Origin of the sequence: Streptomyces sp. NPDC050085, from assembly GCF_044460595.1 — a bacterium.
GTDB lineage: Bacteria > Actinomycetota > Actinomycetes > Streptomycetales > Streptomycetaceae > Streptomyces.
Map to the genome: position 1 here is coordinate 1 of NZ_JBITJZ010000022.1, position 16,353 is coordinate 16,353.

Genomic DNA, 16,353 nt, shown 5'->3' on the forward strand with positions numbered 1-16,353 from the left:
TTGTTCGAGAGCTTGGGGGCGCGTGCCAGGCGTCGTGAGGCTGGGGGCACCTCCCAGCGTTAGCTGGGGGAGGGAGTTTGAAGACACGCCCTAGATCGGCCTGGACCGGATCGAAAACCGGATGCGGCCGGTTGCCGCGATGGTGTGGGATGCGGGTCATGACGATCGTTTTGAACGAGCCCGGCGTCGACGGCCTGACCGGGGCCGTGGACGCGCTCCGCACCTGGCAGGACGACCGGACGCCGCTGCAACTGCATCCGGGAGACCTCGGCTGGGCCTGGGCGCTGGGTGCCGAGCGGCTGGCCGCCGACGTCCGCACCTGGACCGCGGACGGGCGGATCATCGCCGTCGGCTATCTGGACGGTCCCGACGTACTGCGCCTGACGACCGCGCCGGACCTGCGCCAGGACGAGGCCCTGGCGCGTCAGCTCCTGGCGGACCTCGACGATCCGGGGCGCGGGGTCCTGCCGCCCGGGCAGGTCGGTCTCGAGATCCCCGACGGCGCCCTGCTCCGCGAGGTCCTCGTGGAAGCCGGCTGGAACCTGGACGAGCCGTGGACGCCCCTGCGCCGCGACCTCGCCGAGCCGGTGGAGGACTCCGGCCTGCGGATCGAAGTGGCCGGTCCGCGGACGGCGGGCACGCGGGCCGCGGTGCACCGCTCGGCGTTCGACAGCCCGAAGTTCACCGAGGAGGTCTGGCACGTCCTGGCGGCCGGGCCGGTCTACGCCGACGCCCGCTGTCTGATCGGCTACGACGACCAGGACAACGCGGTGGCCGCGGCGACGGTCTGGTCGGCCGGGCCCGGCAGGCCCGGCCTGCTGGAGCCGATGGGCGTCCACGCCGACCACCGTGGTCACGGCCACGGGACGGCGATCAGCGTCGCCGCCGCGGCGGCGCTGCGCGAGATGGGTGCGTCGAGCGCCCTCGTCGCCACCCCGAGCTCGAACACCGCGGCCGTCGCCACCTACCGGGCGGCCGGATACGAGCCGTCGCCCGAACGCCTGGACGTCGTCCGGGCCGCCTGAGAAGTCTTCAGCCGGCGGCCCTGGCCCCATCCCCAGCCCGGGCATTGCCGCGCACGCGGAGGCGCACCCAAGGCGTCAACTGCACCACCGCGCCTGCCAGTTCCACCACCAGGAACAGCCACAGCACCCGCGGCGCCCCCTGCACCAGCGCATACCCCTGCCACATCGTGAACAGGACCCGCGCCGCACCGTCGTACAGGCCGTGCAGGGGGAGCGGGCGCAGGAGGCGCAGCGCGGCCCAGACGAGGACCACCGAGCCCATCAGGTTCGCGTACAGCGTCTGCATCGGGTCGGGCGCGGGGAAGGCGGGGCCGCCGAGCGTGGTGGACAGGGCCGCGAGGGCGTCGTGGACGAGTGCGTACGTCCAGGGCGTGGCGAAGCCCGCCGTGACCACGAGGTCGTACCAGGCGCTGGCGCGGACGGTGCGCAGGTAGCGCGGGCCGGTGACGGACATGGCTGGGTGCTCCTCGGGCCGGGGGCGGTGGTCGGTTCCGCGGCTCATGCTCGACCCTGGAGTACGGTCCAAGGTCAAGGCATCCGGAGGTTCGGAGGGGTCGGAGGGGGACAGAACACGCCATGCGCATCGGTGAGTTGGCCACGCGGACAGGGCTCAGCAGGGATGCCATCCGGTTCTACGAGAAGGTCGGGCTCGTCGAGGGCGAGCGGCTCGCCAACGGGTACCGGGACTTTCCGGCCGAGGCCGTGCCCTGGCTGCAGTACGTGCGCACCGCGCAGGCCCTCGGCTTCTCCCTCGCGGAGATCGCGCGCATCGGCGAGCAACTGCGCGGAGCGGCGGACACGGCCCAGGCGCTGTCCGCGTTGTTCGCCGAGAAGATCCGGATCGTCGATGCGCGCATGGCCGAACTCGCCGCGCTGCGGGCCGAGTTGGTGGAGCGCGTCGACACCGGGTGCCCGTTGCGGGTGGCAGGCGCGTAGCCCGCACATGACCGGGGTGGATGCGGCAGGATCAGCGTATGGATGACAAGCTCGGCAACCCCGAGATCCTCTCCGCAGTCGCCGACCGCCTCGGCGACTGGCGCAAACTCGCCCAGCCGCTCGTCGCCCGCTATCGCGTCTCCGGCCTCGCGGAGGCCACGGCCTTCGCGGCCGCCGTCGCCGAGGTGGCGGAGGCCACGGGGCGGGAGCCCGACATGCGGCTCGGGGCCGGATTCGTCGAGGTCGCGCTCTGCACCGTGGACGGTGACGGCGGGCGCTGGGTCACCGCCGCCGATCTCCACCTCGCCCACTCCATCAGCGGCATCGCCCGCAAGCACGGCCTGCGCGCCACTCCCTCCGACCTCACCCAGCTCGAACTCGGCCTCGACGCCACCGACTTCGAGCTCGTCGGCCCGTTCTGGTCCGCCCTCCTCACCGGCTCCCCGGACCACGTCGTCCGCGACGACGTCATGGACCCCGACCAGCGCGTCCCCAACGTGTGGTTCCAGCGCACCGACGCTCACGAGACGCCGCGCCAGCGCTGGCACCCCGACCTGTGGCTCGCCCCCGAGGAAGCCGCACCCCGCATCGAGGCCGCCCTCGCCGCGGGAGGGGTCCTCGTGGACGACTCCTGCGCACCGTCGTTCACCGTGCTCGCCGACCCCGAGGGCAACCGCGTGTGCGTGTGCACGGCCCAGGGCCGGGACTGAGCACCCGTCCCGGGCCTCTGGGGCGCCTGCCCGCCCGCCTCGCCAATTTTCATGCAAGCACGCTTGATTGTTTCCCGGCCCGCTGCCATGCTCCAGACCACACCGCACATTGCCGTGCCCCGGAGGGGAGCGCACCGTGTCCGAACCGCTGGCTGTCTTCGACGACTTGCGGACCGAGAGTGAGCAACTCGATCTTCTTGTACGGGACTTGGAGGCCGAGGCGTGGTCCACGCCCACCCCTGCGCCCCGCTGGACCGTGGCCCACCAGATCGCCCATCTCGCCTGGACCGATCGCGCGGCGCTGCTCGCCATGGGCGACCCGGACGCGTTCGCCGGGGAGGTGGAGAAGGCCCTGGCCGCGCCTGACTCGTTCGTCGACGACGGGGCCGAGGCCGGGGCCGCCCTGGAGCCCGCCGTGCTGCTCGCCCAATGGCGGGACGGGCGGGCCGAGTTGCAGAAGGTGCTGCGCAGCGCCGCCGAGACCAGGACGAAGTTCCCCTGGTACGGGCCGCCCATGTCCGCCGCCTCCATGGCGACCGGCCGGCTCATGGAGACCTGGGCGCACGGACAGGACGTCGCCGACGCCCTCGGCGTCGTACGGGAGCCGTCGGACCGGCTGCGGCACATCGCCCGCATCGGCATCCGCGCCCGTGACTTCGCGTTCGCCGTGCAGGGGCTGCCCGCGCCCGACGGGGGCGAATTCCGCGTCGAACTCCTGGCGCCCGGTGGGCAGTTGTGGACGTACGGGCCCGAGGACGCCGCCCAGCGCGTCACCGGGCCCGCCCTCGACTTCTGCCTCCTCGTCACCCAGCGCGCCCACCGCGACGACCTCGCCGTCCGCGCCGAAGGAGCCGACGCCGACCGCTGGCTCGACATCGCGCAGGCCTTCGCCGGGCCGCCGGGACAGGGGCGCTCGCCCAAGGGGACCCGGCCGTGACCCGGTCGCCCCTGCGCATCGGCAACGCGTCCGGCTTCTACGGCGACCGGTTCGACGCCATGAAGGAGATGCTCAGCGACGGGCCGCTGGACGTCCTCACCGGGGACTACCTCGCCGAGCTGACCATGCTGATCCTCGGCCGTGACCGGATGAAGGACCCCGGGCGCGGCTACGCCCGCACCTTCCTGCGGCAGTTGGAGGAGTGCCTCGGGCTCGCCGTCGACCGGGGCGTCAAGGTCGTGACGAACGCTGGTGGGCTCAACCCAGCCGGACTCGCCACTGCCGTAAGGGAGTTGGCGGACCGGCTCCGCATACCCGTGCGGGTCGCCCACGTCGAGGGCGACGACCTGCTCGCCACCGGCCGTTTCCCCGGCGCCCTCACCGCCCACGCCTATCTCGGCGGCTCCGGCATCGCCGCCTGCCTCGACGCCGGTGCGGACATCGTGGTGACCGGTCGCGTCACCGACGCCGCACTCGTCAGTGGGCCCGCCGCCTGGCACTTCGGCTGGGCGAGCCAGGGGCAGGCCGCGTACGACCGGCTCGCCGGGGCCGTCGTCGCCGGGCACGTCCTGGAGTGCGGGACCCAGGCCACCGGTGGGAACTACGCCCCGTTCGCCTCGCACATACGGCAATTGGGGCGGCCCGGCTTCCCCCTCGCCGAGATCCACGAGGACGGGACCGCCGTCGTCACGAAGCACCCCGGCACCGGCGGCCTCGTCGACGTCGGCACCGTCACCGCCCAACTCCTGTACGAGACCGGGGGCGCCCGGTACGCCGGACCCGACGTCACCGTCCGGCTCGACACCGTTCGCCTCGAGCAGGACGGCGAGGACCGCGTACGCATCCACGGCGTGCGCGGCGAAGCGCCGCCGCCCACCCTCAAGGTCGGCCTCAACCGGCTCGGCGGGTTCCGCAACGAGGTGGTCTTCGTCCTCACCGGACTCGACATCGAGGCCAAGGCCGAGCTCGTCCGGCGGCAGATGGACGACGCCTTCGCCCGCGCCAAGTCCCGCCCCGCACACGTGCGTTGGGAGCTCGCCAGGACCGATCGCGTCGACGCCGACACCGAGGAGACCGCCAGTGCCCTGCTGCGTCTCGTCGTACGCGACCAGGACCAGGACGCCGTGGGGAGAGCGCTGAGCGGGGCCGCGGTGGAGCTGGCGCTCGGGTCCTACCCCGGGTTCCACGTCACCGCCCCACCCGGCAAGGGCTCCCCGTACGGGGTCTTCGAGGCCGCCCACGTGCCGCGCGCGGACGTCCCGCACATCGCCGTGCTGCCCGACGGGGAACGGGTCGACGTGCCGCCGTACGACGGGCCCACCCGCGCCCTCGCCCCCGTCGACGAGCCCGCCGTGCCCGAGCCCACCGGGGACTGTCCCACCCGCCGCGCACCCCTCGGCCTCGTCGCCGGGGCCCGCAGCGGCGACAAGGGCGGCGACGCCAACATCGGCGTATGGGCGCTCGGCGCCGAGTCCTGGCCGTGGCTCGCCCACACCCTCACCGTCGACCGGCTCCGCCAACTCCTTCCGGAGACCGCCGACTTGACCGTCACCCGGCACGTCCTGCCCCACCTCCGCGCCCTGAACTTCACCGTCGAGCGCATCCTCGGCGAGGGCGTCGCCGCGCAGGCCCGATTCGACCCGCAGGCCAAGGGGCTCGGCGAATGGCTGCGCTCCCGCCACCTCGACATACCGGAGGCACTGCTGTGACCGTCCTGGCCAGCGCCCTGGACACCCGGTCCGACGACTACGCCGCCCACCGCGCCGCCCTCCTCGACAAGCTCGCCGCGCTCGACACCGAGCAGGCGAAGGCGCTGAACGGCGGCGGCGAGAAGTACGTACAACGGCACCGGAAACGGGGGAAGTTGCTCGCCCGCGAGCGCATCGAGCTGCTGCTCGACCCGGACACCCCGTTCCTCGAGCTGTCGCCGCTCGCCGCCTGGGGCAGCGACTACACCGTCGGCGCCTCCCTCGTCACCGGCATCGGCGTGGTGGAGGGCGTGGAGTGCCTGATCACCGCCAACGACCCGACCGTGCGCGGCGGCGCCAGCAACCCGTGGTCCCTGAAGAAGGCCCTGCGGGCGAACGAGATCGCCTTCGCCAACCGGCTGCCCTGCATCTCGCTCGTCGAGTCCGGCGGCGCCGACCTGCCGTCCCAGAAGGAGATCTTCATCCCCGGCGGCGCGATCTTCCGCGACATCACGCGGCTGTCCGCCGCCGGGATCCCCACCGTCGCCGTCGTCTTCGGCAACTCCACGGCCGGCGGCGCCTACATCCCCGGCATGTCCGACCACGTGATCATGGTCAAGGAGCGCGCCAAGGTGTTCCTCGGCGGGCCGCCGCTCGTGAAGATGGCGACCGGCGAGGAGAGCGACGACGAGTCGCTCGGCGGCGCCGAGATGCACGCCCGCACCTCCGGGCTCGCCGACTACTTCGCGCTCGACGAGCAGGACGCGATCCGGCAGGCCCGCCGCGTCGTGCGCCGCCTCAACCACCGCAAGGCGTACGCGGATTCGGAGTTTCCACAGGCTGTGGACCCGCCGAAGTACGACCCGGACGAACTGCTCGGCATCGTGCCCGACGACCTCAAGGTGCCCTTCGACCCGCGCGAGGTCATCGCCCGGCTCGTCGACGGCTCCGACTTCGACGAGTTCAAGCCGCTGTACGGAACCTCCCTCGTCACCGGATGGGCCGAACTCCACGGCTATCCCGTCGGCATCCTCGCCAACGCCCAGGGCGTCCTCTTCAGCGAGGAGTCCCAGAAGGCCGCCCAGTTCATCCAGTTGGCGAACCAGCGCGACATCCCGCTGCTCTTCCTGCACAACACCACCGGCTACATGGTCGGCAAGGAGTACGAGCAGGGCGGCATCATCAAGCACGGCTCGATGATGATCAACGCGGTCTCGAACTCCCGCGTCCCCCATCTGTCCGTGCTCATGGGCGCCTCGTACGGCGCCGGGCACTACGGCATGTGCGGGCGCGCCTACGACCCCCGCTTCCTGTTCGCCTGGCCCAGCGCCAAGGCCGCCGTCATGGGCCCGCAGCAGCTCGCCGGTGTGCTGTCCATCGTCGCCCGGCAGTCCGCCGCCGCGAAGGGACTGCCGTACGACGAAGAGGCCGACGCGGGGCTGCGCGCCATGGTCGAGCAGCAGATCGAGTCCGAGTCCCTGCCGATGTTCCTGTCCGGGCGGCTCTACGACGACGGCGTCATCGACCCGCGCGACACCCGCACCGTCCTCGGCATCTGCCTGTCCGCCATCCACACCGCACCGTACGAGGGCGCCCGCGGCGGCTTCGGCGTCTTCAGGATGTGAGAGACCCGATGACCATCACCAGTGTGCTCGTCGCCAATCGCGGCGAGATCGCCTGCCGCGTCTTCCGCACCTGCCGCGAGCTGGGGATACGGACGGTTGCCCTGCACTCGGACCCGGACGCGGAGGCCCTGCACGTCCGCGAGGCCGACCTCGCCGTGCGGCTCCCGGGCGCCACCCCCGCCGAGACCTACCTCCGCGCCGACCTCGTCGTGAAGGCCGCCCTCGACGCGGGCGCCGACGCCGTGCACCCCGGGTACGGCTTCCTGTCCGAGAACCCCGACTTCGCGCGGGCCGTCACCGACGCGGGCCTGCTGTGGATCGGGCCGCCGCCCGAGGCCATCGAGGCGATGGCGTCCAAGACCCGGGCCAAGGAACTGATGGGCATCGCGCCCCTCGGCGACGTCACCGAGGCCGACCTGCCCGTGCTCGTGAAGGCCGCCGCCGGCGGTGGCGGGCGCGGCATGCGCGTCGTACGGGAACTCGCCCAGCTGGAGGCGGAGTTGGTGGCGGCCCGCGCCGAGGCGCTGTCCGCGTTCGGGGACGGGGAGGTGTTCGTCGAGCCGTACGTCGAGGGCGGGCGGCACGTCGAGGTGCAGGTGCTCGCCGATGCGCACGGCACCGTGTGGGTGCTCGGCACGCGCGACTGCTCGCTGCAGCGGCGCCACCAGAAGGTGATCGAGGAGGCCCCGGCGCCCGGGCTCGTATCCGGCGTATCGGATCTCCTGTACGAGGCGGCGGAGCGGGCCTGCCGCGCCACCGGTTACGTCGGCGCGGGCACCGTCGAGTTCCTCGTCACCGACGGCGACAGCGCCGACGGCGGCACCGCGCACTTCCTGGAGATGAACACCCGCCTCCAGGTCGAACACCCCGTCACCGAGGCCGTGTTCGGCATCGACCTCGTCGCCCTGCAACTGCGCGTCGCGGAGGGCGAGGCCCTCGACCCCGAACCCCCGACGCCGCGCGGGCACGCCGTCGAGGCCCGCCTGTACGCCGAGGACCCGGCCGCCGCCTTCGCCCCGCAGACCGGCACCCTGCACCGGCTGTCCGTACCGGGCACCCGCCGCGGAGCGGCTGATGGAAGCTGTAGGCTCGACACCGGGTACACCGACGGCGACTCCATCGGCGTGCACTACGACGCCATGATCGCCAAGGTCGTCGCCCACGCACCCACCCGCAGCGCCGCCGTCCGCGCGCTCGCCGGAGCCCTGGAGCGGGCCGCGGTGCACGGGCCCGTCACCAACCGCGACCTGCTCGTACGGTCGCTGCGGCACCCCGAGTTCACCGGCGGCGGGATGGACACCGGGTTCTACGAGCGGCACCTCGCCGAGCTGACGACCCCGGCCCCCGACCCGTACGCCCCCCTGGCCGCAGCCCTGGCCCAGGCGGGCCGTCACCGCTTCGGCGGCTTCCGCAACCTCCACTCCCAGCCGCAGACCAGGCGCTACCGCAGCGAACCCGACGGCACCGAGCACGAGGTCCGTTACCGGCACACCCGCGAGGGCCTCGCGGCCGACGGCGTACGCGTCGTACGGGCGACCCCTGGCCGCGTCGTGCTCGAAGTGGGCGGTGTGCAAAGGAAGTTCGAGTTGGCCACCCACGGAGACCGGGTGTACGTCAACGACGTCACCCTCACCGCCCTGCCCCGCTTCACCGACCCGAGCGAGCAGCGCGCCCCCGGCTCCCTGCTCGCCCCCATGCCCGGCACCGTCGTCCGTGTCGCCGAAGGGCTCGCCGAGGGCGCCGCCGTCACCGCAGGACAGCCCCTGATCTGGCTGGAGGCCATGAAGATGGAGCACCGCATCTCCTCTCCCGCCTCCGGAACGCTCACCGCTCTGCACGCCGCCGTCGGCCGCCAGGTCGAGGTCGGCGCCCTGCTCGCCGTAGTCCAGGAGGAACAGTCGTGAACAGTCCCGTCCTCGAATCCGAAGAGCACCAGGCGCTGCGCGCCGCCGTCGCCGCGCTCGGCAAACGGTTCGGCCGCGACTACATGACCCGGGTGACCGCCGCCCAGGGCCACCCCGAGGAGCTGTGGGCCGAGGCCGCCAAGCTCGGCTACCTCGGCGTGAACCTGCCCGAGGAGTACGGCGGTGGAGGCGGCGGCATCAGCGAACTCTCCATAGTCCTGGAGGAGTTGGGGGCAGCCGGGTCGCCGCTCCTCATGATGGTCGTGTCGCCCGCGATCTGCGGCACCGTGATCTCCCGGTTCGGCACCGACGAGCAGAAGCGGGCCTGGCTGCCGGGGCTCGCCGACGGCAGCCGCACCATGGCCTTCGGCATCACCGAACCCGACGCCGGGTCGAACTCGCACCGCATCACCACCACCGCCCGCCGCGAGGACGACGGATCCTGGGTCCTCACCGGCCGCAAGGTGTTCATCTCCGGCGTCGACATCGCCGACGCGACCCTCATCGTGGGCCGTACGTCGGACGCGCGCACCGGAAAGCTCAAGCCCTGCCTCTTCATCGTCCCGCGCGACACCCCGGGGTTCACCCGCCACCGGATCGACATGGAACTCCAGGCCCCGGAGAAGCAGTTCGAGCTGACCCTTGACGAGGTGCGCCTGCCCGCCGACGCTCTGGTGGGTGACGAGGACGCCGGACTGCTGCAGCTCTTCGCCGGGCTCAACCCGGAGCGCGTGATGACGGCCGCGTTCGCGATCGGCATGGGGCGCTACGCGCTCGCCCGCGCCGTCGAGTACGCCCGCGACCGCACCGTGTGGCAGACCCCGATCGGCGCGCACCAGGCCGTCGCCCACCCGCTCGCCCAGGTCCACATCGAGCTCGAACTGGCCCGCCTGATGATGCAGAAGGCGGCCCGGCTGTACGACGCGGGCGACGACATCGGGGCCGGCGAGGCCGCCAACATGGCCAAGTACGCCGCCGCCGAGGCCTGCGTCCGCGCCGTCGACCAGGCCGTGCACACCCTCGGCGGCAACGGCCTGACCCGCGAGTTCGGCCTCGCCTCCCTCATCACCGGGTCGCGGGTGGCGCGCATCGCCCCGGTGAGCCGGGAAATGATCCTCAACTACGTGTCCCACCAGACCCTGGGACTGCCGAAGTCGTACTGAACCGTTCCGAGCCGTTCCGAGCTGTTCTGAGATGTTCTGAGCCGAGCCAACCCGCCCGCACCGATGAGGAGTTCAGCATGGTGTACGTGAGTGAGTACGGGGACGTAGCCGTCGTCGACGAGCCCATCCACGACGCCGTGCTCGGGGGTGCGGCCGCACGCGGCGACGCCCCCGCCCTCGTCGACGGAGTGGCCGGGACGACCCTCTCGTACGTCCAACTCGACCAGTTCCACCGGAAGGTGGCCGCGGGTCTGGCCGAGGCGGGCGTGCGCAAGGGCGACGTCGTCGCCCTGCACAGCCCGAACACGATCGCGTACCCGGTGGCGTTCTACGGCGCCACCCGCGCGGGCGCCTCCGTGACGACCGTGCACCCGCTGGCCACGCCCGAGGAGTTCGGCAAGCAGCTGCGGGACTCCGCCGCGAGCTGGATCGTGACCGTCACGCCGCTGCTCGCGGCCGCGCGCGCCGCGGCCGAACTCGCGGGCGGCATAAGGGAGATATTCGTCTGCGACCCCGCGGGGGAGTCAGGCCACCGCTCCCTCCTCGACATGCTCGCCACGACGGCACCCGATCCGGCGGTGACGATCGACCCGGCCGAGGACGTCGCCGCACTGCCGTACTCCTCCGGCACCACCGGCGTCCCCAAGGGCGTCATGCTCACCCACCGCAACATCGCCACGAACCTCGCCCAGCTCGAACCCCTGATCCCGATGGGCCCCGGCGACCGCCTCCTCGCGGTCCTCCCCTTCTTCCACATCTACGGCCTGACCGCGCTGATGAACGCCCCGCTGCGGCAGGGCGCCACCGTCGTCGTGCTGCCCCGCTTCGACCTCGACACGTTCCTCGCCGCGATCGAGAAGCACCGCATCAACGCCCTGTACGTGGCGCCGCCCATCGTCCTCGCCCTCGCCAAACACCCGGCCGTCGAGGGCTACGACCTCTCCTCGCTGCGCTACGTCATCAGCGCCGCAGCCCCCCTGGACGCCGAGCTCGCCCAGGCCTGCTCGCGCCGCCTCGGCCTGCCGCCCGTCGGCCAGGCGTACGGCATGACGGAACTCTCACCCGGCACCCACGTCGTCCCGCTCGCCGCGAAGAACCCGCCGCCGGGCGCCGTCGGCAAGCTCATCGCCTCCACGCAGATGCGGCTCCTGTCCCTCGACGACCCGGCCAAGGACGCCGCCCCCGGCGAACCCGGCGAGGTCCTCATCCGCGGCCCGCAGGTCATGAAGGGCTACCTCGGCCGCCCCCAGGCCACCGTCGAGATGATCGACCGGGACGGCTGGGTGCACACCGGCGACGTCGGCCAGGTCGACGACGACGGCTGGCTGTTCGTCGTGGACCGGGTGAAGGAACTCATCAAGTACAAGGGCTTCCAGGTGGCCCCCGCGGACCTGGAGGCCCTGCTGCTCACCCACGACGGCATCGCCGACGCGGCCGTCATCGGCGTCACGGACGACGACGGCAACGAGATCCCGAAGGCCTTCGTCGTCCGCACCGACCCCGACCTGAGCGAGGCGGACGTCATGGCGTACGTCGCCGAACGCGTCGCCCCGTACAAGAAGGTCCGCCGCGTCGCGTTCATCGACGGGGTGCCGCGCGCGGCGTCGGGCAAGATCCTGCGCCGCCAACTCAGGGAAAGCTAAAGGGAGTCCATGCCAGCCGGAAACCTCGTCCAGTACGCCCACACGCGCGGCATCACCACCCTCACCCTGGACTCGCCCGCCAACCGCAACGCGCTCTCCTCGGCCCTCGTCGGCGAACTCGCCGAACGCCTCGGCCGGGCCGACAAGGACGCCGACACCCGCGCGGTGGTGCTCGGCCACACCGGCACCACGTTCTGCTCGGGCGCCGACCTGCGCGATCCGCCGGAGCCCGCCGCACTGGTCGGCCTGCTCCGCCGGATCGTGACCCTGCGCAAGCCGGTGGTGGCCCGGATCGACGGCCACGTACGGGCGGGCGGTCTCGGGGTCGTCGGCGCCTGCGACATCGCGGCGTCCTCCGCCCGCGCCTCCTTCGCCTTCACCGAGGTGCGGATCGGGGTCGCGCCCGCCGTCATCTCCCTGCCGATGCTGCCGCGCCTCGACCCACGGCAGGCGGCCCGCTACTACCTGACGGGGGAGCGGTTCGACGCGGCGGAGGCAGTGCGGCTGGGGCTCGTCACGGCGCACGCCGACGACGTGGACACGGCCCTTTCTCCTGTCCTCGACGGGCTGCGGCGGTCCTCGCCGCAGGGGCTGGCCGAGACGAAGGCGCTGCTCACGGTTAAGGTCCTTCAAGCCCTCGACCGGGACGCGGAGGCGCTGGCGGCACTGTCGGCGCGACTGTTCGCCTCCGACCAGGCCCGGGAGGGGATGACGGCCTTCCTCGAACGACGGGACCCCTCATGGGTGTTGTGACCCCACGCGCCGCGGCCCAGCCCAAACAGGACCGCTCGCGCGCGACGCGCCGCCGACTCCTGGAGTCCGCGGTGGCGTGCCTCGCCGAACGCGGCTGGTCGGGATCCACGGTCTCGGTCGTCGCCGAGCACGCCGGAGTCTCGCGCGGCGCCGCCCAGCACCACTTCCCGACCCGGGAGGACCTGTTCACGGCGGCCGTCGAGTACGTCGCGGAGGAACGGTCGGTGGCACTGCGGGCCCTGCGTCCGCAGGGGCGGGCGGAGGCGGTCGCGGCCCTGGTCGACCTGTACACGGGCCCGCTGTTCCGGGCGGCCCTGCACCTGTGGGTCGCCGCGTCGAACGAACCCCAACTGGGCACGCGGGTCACGGAGTTGGAGGCGCGGGTCGGCCGCGAGACGCATCGGATGGCGGTCGAGCTGCTCGGCGCGGACGAGTCCGTTCCCGGGGTGCGGGAGACGGTGCAGGGGTTGTTGGACATGGCCCGGGGTCTTGGTCTCGCGAACCTGCTGACGGACGACGGGGCGCGGCGCGAACGGGTCGTCTCCGAGTGGGCCGGGGTGGTGGACCGGGTGCTCGGCAGCGCGCCGTAGCTTCGGTGGTCCGGTTGCCGGGTGCGGGTCCGGTGGGGCTTCTCGCGCCCCGCGGCGGAGCCGCTGATGACACAGCCCCGCGCCCCTGAGATGCGCACCTTCGGTGCGGCATCTCATCGGGGAAATGCGGCGCGCAGCGCCTGCATTTCAGGGGCGCGGGGAACTGCGCGCGCAACCACAACGGCGCCGCGGTCGCGCGACGGCAGAAGCCCCCGAGCTACTGGGCGATATCCGCGAAGCCCTCGATCTCGCGCGGCGGGCGCGTCCCCGGCCCCACATACCGGGCCGAAGGGCGAACAAGCCTCCCCGTTCGCTTCTGCTCAAGAATGTGCGCGCTCCAACCGGCGGTACGCGCACACGTGAACATCGACGTGAACATGTGCGCCGGCACCTCGGCGAAGTCCAGCACGATCGCCGCCCAGAACTCCACGTTCGTGGCGAGCACCCGGTCGGGCCGGCGGGCGTGCAGCTCGGTCAGGGCCGCCTTCTCCAGCGCCTCGGCGACCTCGAACCGCGGAGCGCCCAACTCCCGTGCCGTACGCCGCAGTACGCGGGCCCGCGGGTCCTCCGCGCGGTACACCCGGTGCCCGAAGCCCATCAGCCGCTCACCCTTGTCGAGGGCCTTGCGGACGAACGCCTCCGCGTCCCCGGTCCGCTCGATCTCCTCGATCATGCCGAGGACGCGCGAGGGGGCACCGCCGTGCAGTGGCCCGGACATGGCACCGACCGCACCGGACAGCGCGGCGGCGACATCGGCGCCGGTCGAGGCGATGACCCGGGCGGTGAACGTCGAGGCGTTCATGCCGTGCTCGGCGGCGGACGTCCAGTACGCGTCGACGGCCGCGACGTGCTTGGGGTCGGGCTCCCCGCGCCAGCGGATCATGAACCGCTCGACGACGGACGAGGCCTTGTCGATCTCGCTCTGCGGCACCATCGGCAGGCCCTGGCCCCGGGCGGACTGGGCGACGTACGACAGGGCCATGACGGCGGCCCGCGCCAGGTCGTCGCGGGCCCTCTTCTCGTCGATGTCGAGCAGCGGTTTCAGGCCCCACACGGGGGCGAGCATGGCGAGCGCGGACTGCACGTCGACGCGGATGTCGCCGGAGTGGACGGGGATGGGGAACGGCTCCGCGGGCGGCAGTCCGGGGTTGAAGGCGCCGTCGACCAGCAGCCCCCACACGTTCCCGAACGACACGTGGCCCACCAGATCCTCGATGTCGACGCCCCGGTACCGCAGGGCGCCGCCTTCCTTGTCCGGTTCGGCGATCTCCGTCTCGAACGCGACGACTCCTTCAAGGCCGGGCACGAAGTCGGACATCAGGCGGCTCCTCTTGAGGCGTGGACTGTACTGATGGGACTGAAGGCATCGGATACGCGGCGGTTCGTCCACCACTCGCGCTCCGGGGCGGTCACACCCGTGATGCCCCGTACGGCATCCTGCTCAACCGTTTCGGCTCTTGGAAGATAGCCCTCGGTGCCACAGTTGGCGAGACTTCACGGCACTGAGTGCCATGTTTCACCCTGCGCGCGCTCAGGGCCGTTTGTCCGGCAGGATGACGCCGTGAGCGACCACACCCCCGACCCCGCCGCGATGCGCGAGCAGTACCACCCGCGCGGCGGCGGCCTCCTCGAGACCGACCTCGCCGCGCACCCCATGGAACAGTTCACGCGCTGGTTCCAGCAGGCCGCGGCCCCCGGTTCACCGCTCGTCGAGCCGAACGCGATGGTCGTCTCCACCGCCGACGCCGCCGGGCGCCCCAGCTCCCGTACGGTCCTGCTGAAGTCGTACGACGACGAGGGCTTCGTCTTCTACACCAACTACGGCTCCCGCAAGGCCCGGGACCTCGACGCGAACCCGCACGTCGCGCTGCTGTTCCCCTGGCACCCGCTCAGCCGGCAGGTCCTGGTCACCGGCACGGCGGTGCGCACCTCCCGGGAGGAGACCGAGGCGTACTTCCACTCCCGGCCGCACGGCTCCCAACTCGGCGCGTGGGCCAGCGCCCAGTCGTCCGTCCTCACCTCGCGGGGCGAACTCGACGCGGGGTACGAGGAGTTGGCCCGCCGCTACCCGGCGGGTTCGGCGGTCCCGGTGCCCCCGCACTGGGGCGGCTTCCGGATCACTCCGGACACGGTGGAATTCTGGCAGGGCCGCGAGAACCGCCTCCACGACAGGCTGCGGTTCGTGTCGACGGGCCCGAGCGCCTGGCGGGTGGAGAGGCTGAGCCCGTAGGCGCCGCCCAGCAGCTCGGGGTTTGACGCGGGTGCGCGACTGCGGGTGCGTGGGAACTGCGCGAGAAGCCCCCACCAGCCGTCAGCCGGCATGCGTACCGGCAGAGCCACGGCGATTCACAGCTCAGCCAACACCCCGTCCAGAAATGGCTCGATCGCCGCCCGCCAGGACTCCGGCTGGTCGTAGTGCACGAGGTGACCCGCATCGGCCACCTCCGCGTACACCCCCCTGGGCAGGACCCGGACCATCTCCTGGGCCTCCGCCCGCCCCAACTCCCCGTCGAGCCCGCGCAGCACGAGCGCGGGGCACTGCACGGCGGCCAGCTCCTCCCAGTGCGCGTCGTACACCCACGTCGACCGCGCCTCGAGCATCTGGCGGCGCGAGAACACCGGCCGCCAGCCGTCCGCCGACTCGGTCATCACCTCCGCGTAGAACTCCCCGCGCGCCGGATTGGGCCGCTCCACCCAGGGGTCGTCCTCCCCGAACCACTTCCGTACGTCCGCCAGCGTCGCGAACGGCAGCGGCCACGCCTTGAACCAGTCCTCCCACTCCCGCTGGGAGGCGGCCCCGAGCGCCGATGCCCGCATGTCGCAGATGACGAGGCCCCGGACGAGATCGGGCCGCCGCGCGGCCAGCTGCCAGGCGGTCAGCGCGCCCATCGAGTGGCCGATCAGCACCGCGGGCTCGAGCCCCAGCTGTACGAGTGCCGCCTCCGCGTCCAGCACGTACGCCTCGCGGTCGAACGGGCCCTGCGGCGGCTTGTCGCTCTGCCCGTGCCCGCGCTGGTCCAGGGCGACCGCACGGTGCCGCTCGGCCAGCCAGCGCGCGGTGCCGGCCCAATGGGACGCCCGGCCCATCAGGCCGTGCAGTAACAGGACTCCGGGCGTGCGCCCGACCTCGCCCGTCTTGGGCGGGTCGGCGAACTCCCAGGCGGCCAGGCGGATCCCGCCCGCGCCGGTCACGTCGATGCGCCGCGCCATTGGCCCTGGCACCCCCTCGTGGTCGCGCCTGCAGTCGCGTACCCGCGCACGCTATCGAACTCTTTTTCGAAAGCGTGGCGCTCTCCGGCAACACCCCTCGTTTGAGTGACAGCGCTCAAGGAATGACACGCGCCGCCGAGGGGATCTCTTCCTCGGGAGGCGGACCGCT

At 72.5% G+C, this 16,353-nt stretch carries 15 protein-coding genes; 12 read left to right on the top strand and 3 right to left on the bottom strand.

Annotation, left to right across the window (positions count from 1 at the left end):
* Positions 1–158: 158 nt before the first annotated feature.
* On the top strand, positions 159–1,025 hold the full coding sequence (locus tag ACIBUY_RS40045; RefSeq protein WP_365580436.1) for a GNAT family N-acetyltransferase: 867 nt from the start codon (positions 159–161) through the stop codon (positions 1,023–1,025).
* A gap of 7 nt (positions 1,026–1,032) precedes the next feature.
* On the opposite strand, the gene ACIBUY_RS40050 is transcribed toward ACIBUY_RS40045, so the two are convergent.
* Entirely contained in the window at positions 1,033–1,479 is a 447-nt protein-coding gene (locus ACIBUY_RS40050; protein ID WP_399155303.1) for a hypothetical protein, read from the bottom strand.
* A gap of 122 nt (positions 1,480–1,601) precedes the next feature.
* Between ACIBUY_RS40050 and ACIBUY_RS40055 the strand changes: the two genes are divergently transcribed.
* From ACIBUY_RS40055 to ACIBUY_RS40100, 10 genes are all read left to right on the top strand, one after another.
* Positions 1,602–1,961 carry a MerR family transcriptional regulator gene (locus ACIBUY_RS40055; RefSeq protein WP_365580441.1) on the top strand — a complete coding sequence of 120 codons (360 nt, stop codon included), beginning with the start codon at positions 1,602–1,604 and terminating at the stop codon, positions 1,959–1,961.
* A gap of 38 nt (positions 1,962–1,999) precedes the next feature.
* Positions 2,000–2,671, top strand: coding sequence for a VOC family protein (locus ACIBUY_RS40060; protein WP_399155304.1), 672 nt, complete (start codon positions 2,000–2,002; stop codon positions 2,669–2,671).
* A 136-nt stretch (positions 2,672–2,807) separates the two neighbouring features.
* A complete protein-coding gene (locus tag ACIBUY_RS40065; RefSeq protein ID WP_399155305.1) occupies positions 2,808–3,608 on the top strand; it encodes a TIGR03084 family metal-binding protein in 801 nt (266 codons plus the stop codon).
* Positions 3,605–5,317 carry an acyclic terpene utilization AtuA family protein gene (locus ACIBUY_RS40070; RefSeq protein ID WP_399155306.1) on the top strand — a complete coding sequence of 571 codons (1,713 nt, stop codon included), beginning with the start codon at positions 3,605–3,607 and terminating at the stop codon, positions 5,315–5,317. Before ACIBUY_RS40065 ends, ACIBUY_RS40070 begins: the two co-directional genes overlap by 4 nt.
* Positions 5,314–6,921, top strand: a complete 1,608-nt coding sequence (locus tag ACIBUY_RS40075; protein ID WP_399155307.1) for an acyl-CoA carboxylase subunit beta — start codon at positions 5,314–5,316, stop codon at positions 6,919–6,921. Before ACIBUY_RS40070 ends, ACIBUY_RS40075 begins: the two co-directional genes overlap by 4 nt.
* 8 nt (positions 6,922–6,929) lie before the next feature.
* Positions 6,930–8,825, top strand: coding sequence for a biotin carboxylase N-terminal domain-containing protein (locus ACIBUY_RS40080; protein WP_399155308.1), 1,896 nt, complete (start codon positions 6,930–6,932; stop codon positions 8,823–8,825).
* Positions 8,822–9,988 carry an acyl-CoA dehydrogenase family protein gene (locus ACIBUY_RS40085; protein ID WP_399155309.1) on the top strand — a complete coding sequence of 389 codons (1,167 nt, stop codon included), beginning with the start codon at positions 8,822–8,824 and terminating at the stop codon, positions 9,986–9,988. The genes ACIBUY_RS40080 and ACIBUY_RS40085 overlap by 4 nt, the downstream gene beginning before the upstream one ends.
* Positions 9,989–10,065: 77 nt before the next feature.
* Positions 10,066–11,631: a 4-coumarate--CoA ligase family protein gene (locus tag ACIBUY_RS40090; protein ID WP_399155310.1), complete on the top strand. Its 1,566-nt coding sequence runs from the start codon at positions 10,066–10,068 to the stop codon at positions 11,629–11,631.
* Between the two features lie 9 nt (positions 11,632–11,640).
* Positions 11,641–12,384, top strand: coding sequence for an enoyl-CoA hydratase family protein (locus ACIBUY_RS40095; protein WP_399155311.1), 744 nt, complete (start codon positions 11,641–11,643; stop codon positions 12,382–12,384).
* Positions 12,372–12,974, top strand: coding sequence for a TetR/AcrR family transcriptional regulator (locus ACIBUY_RS40100; RefSeq protein WP_365580460.1), 603 nt, complete (start codon positions 12,372–12,374; stop codon positions 12,972–12,974). Before ACIBUY_RS40095 ends, ACIBUY_RS40100 begins: the two co-directional genes overlap by 13 nt.
* Before the next feature lie 217 nt (positions 12,975–13,191).
* On the opposite strand, the gene ACIBUY_RS40105 is transcribed toward ACIBUY_RS40100, so the two are convergent.
* A complete protein-coding gene (locus ACIBUY_RS40105; protein ID WP_365570972.1) occupies positions 13,192–14,292 on the bottom strand; it encodes a citrate synthase 2 in 1,101 nt (366 codons plus the stop codon).
* Positions 14,293–14,565: 273 nt separating this feature from the next.
* Between ACIBUY_RS40105 and pdxH the strand changes: the two genes are divergently transcribed.
* Positions 14,566–15,204, top strand: a complete 639-nt coding sequence (gene pdxH / locus ACIBUY_RS40110) for a pyridoxamine 5'-phosphate oxidase (RefSeq protein ID WP_399155352.1) — start codon at positions 14,566–14,568, stop codon at positions 15,202–15,204.
* A gap of 116 nt (positions 15,205–15,320) precedes the next feature.
* Here pdxH and ACIBUY_RS40115 read toward each other — a convergent pair whose 3' ends face one another.
* Entirely contained in the window at positions 15,321–16,184 is an 864-nt protein-coding gene (locus tag ACIBUY_RS40115; protein ID WP_399155312.1) for an alpha/beta fold hydrolase, read from the bottom strand.
* Between the last annotated feature and the right edge of the window lie 169 nt (positions 16,185–16,353).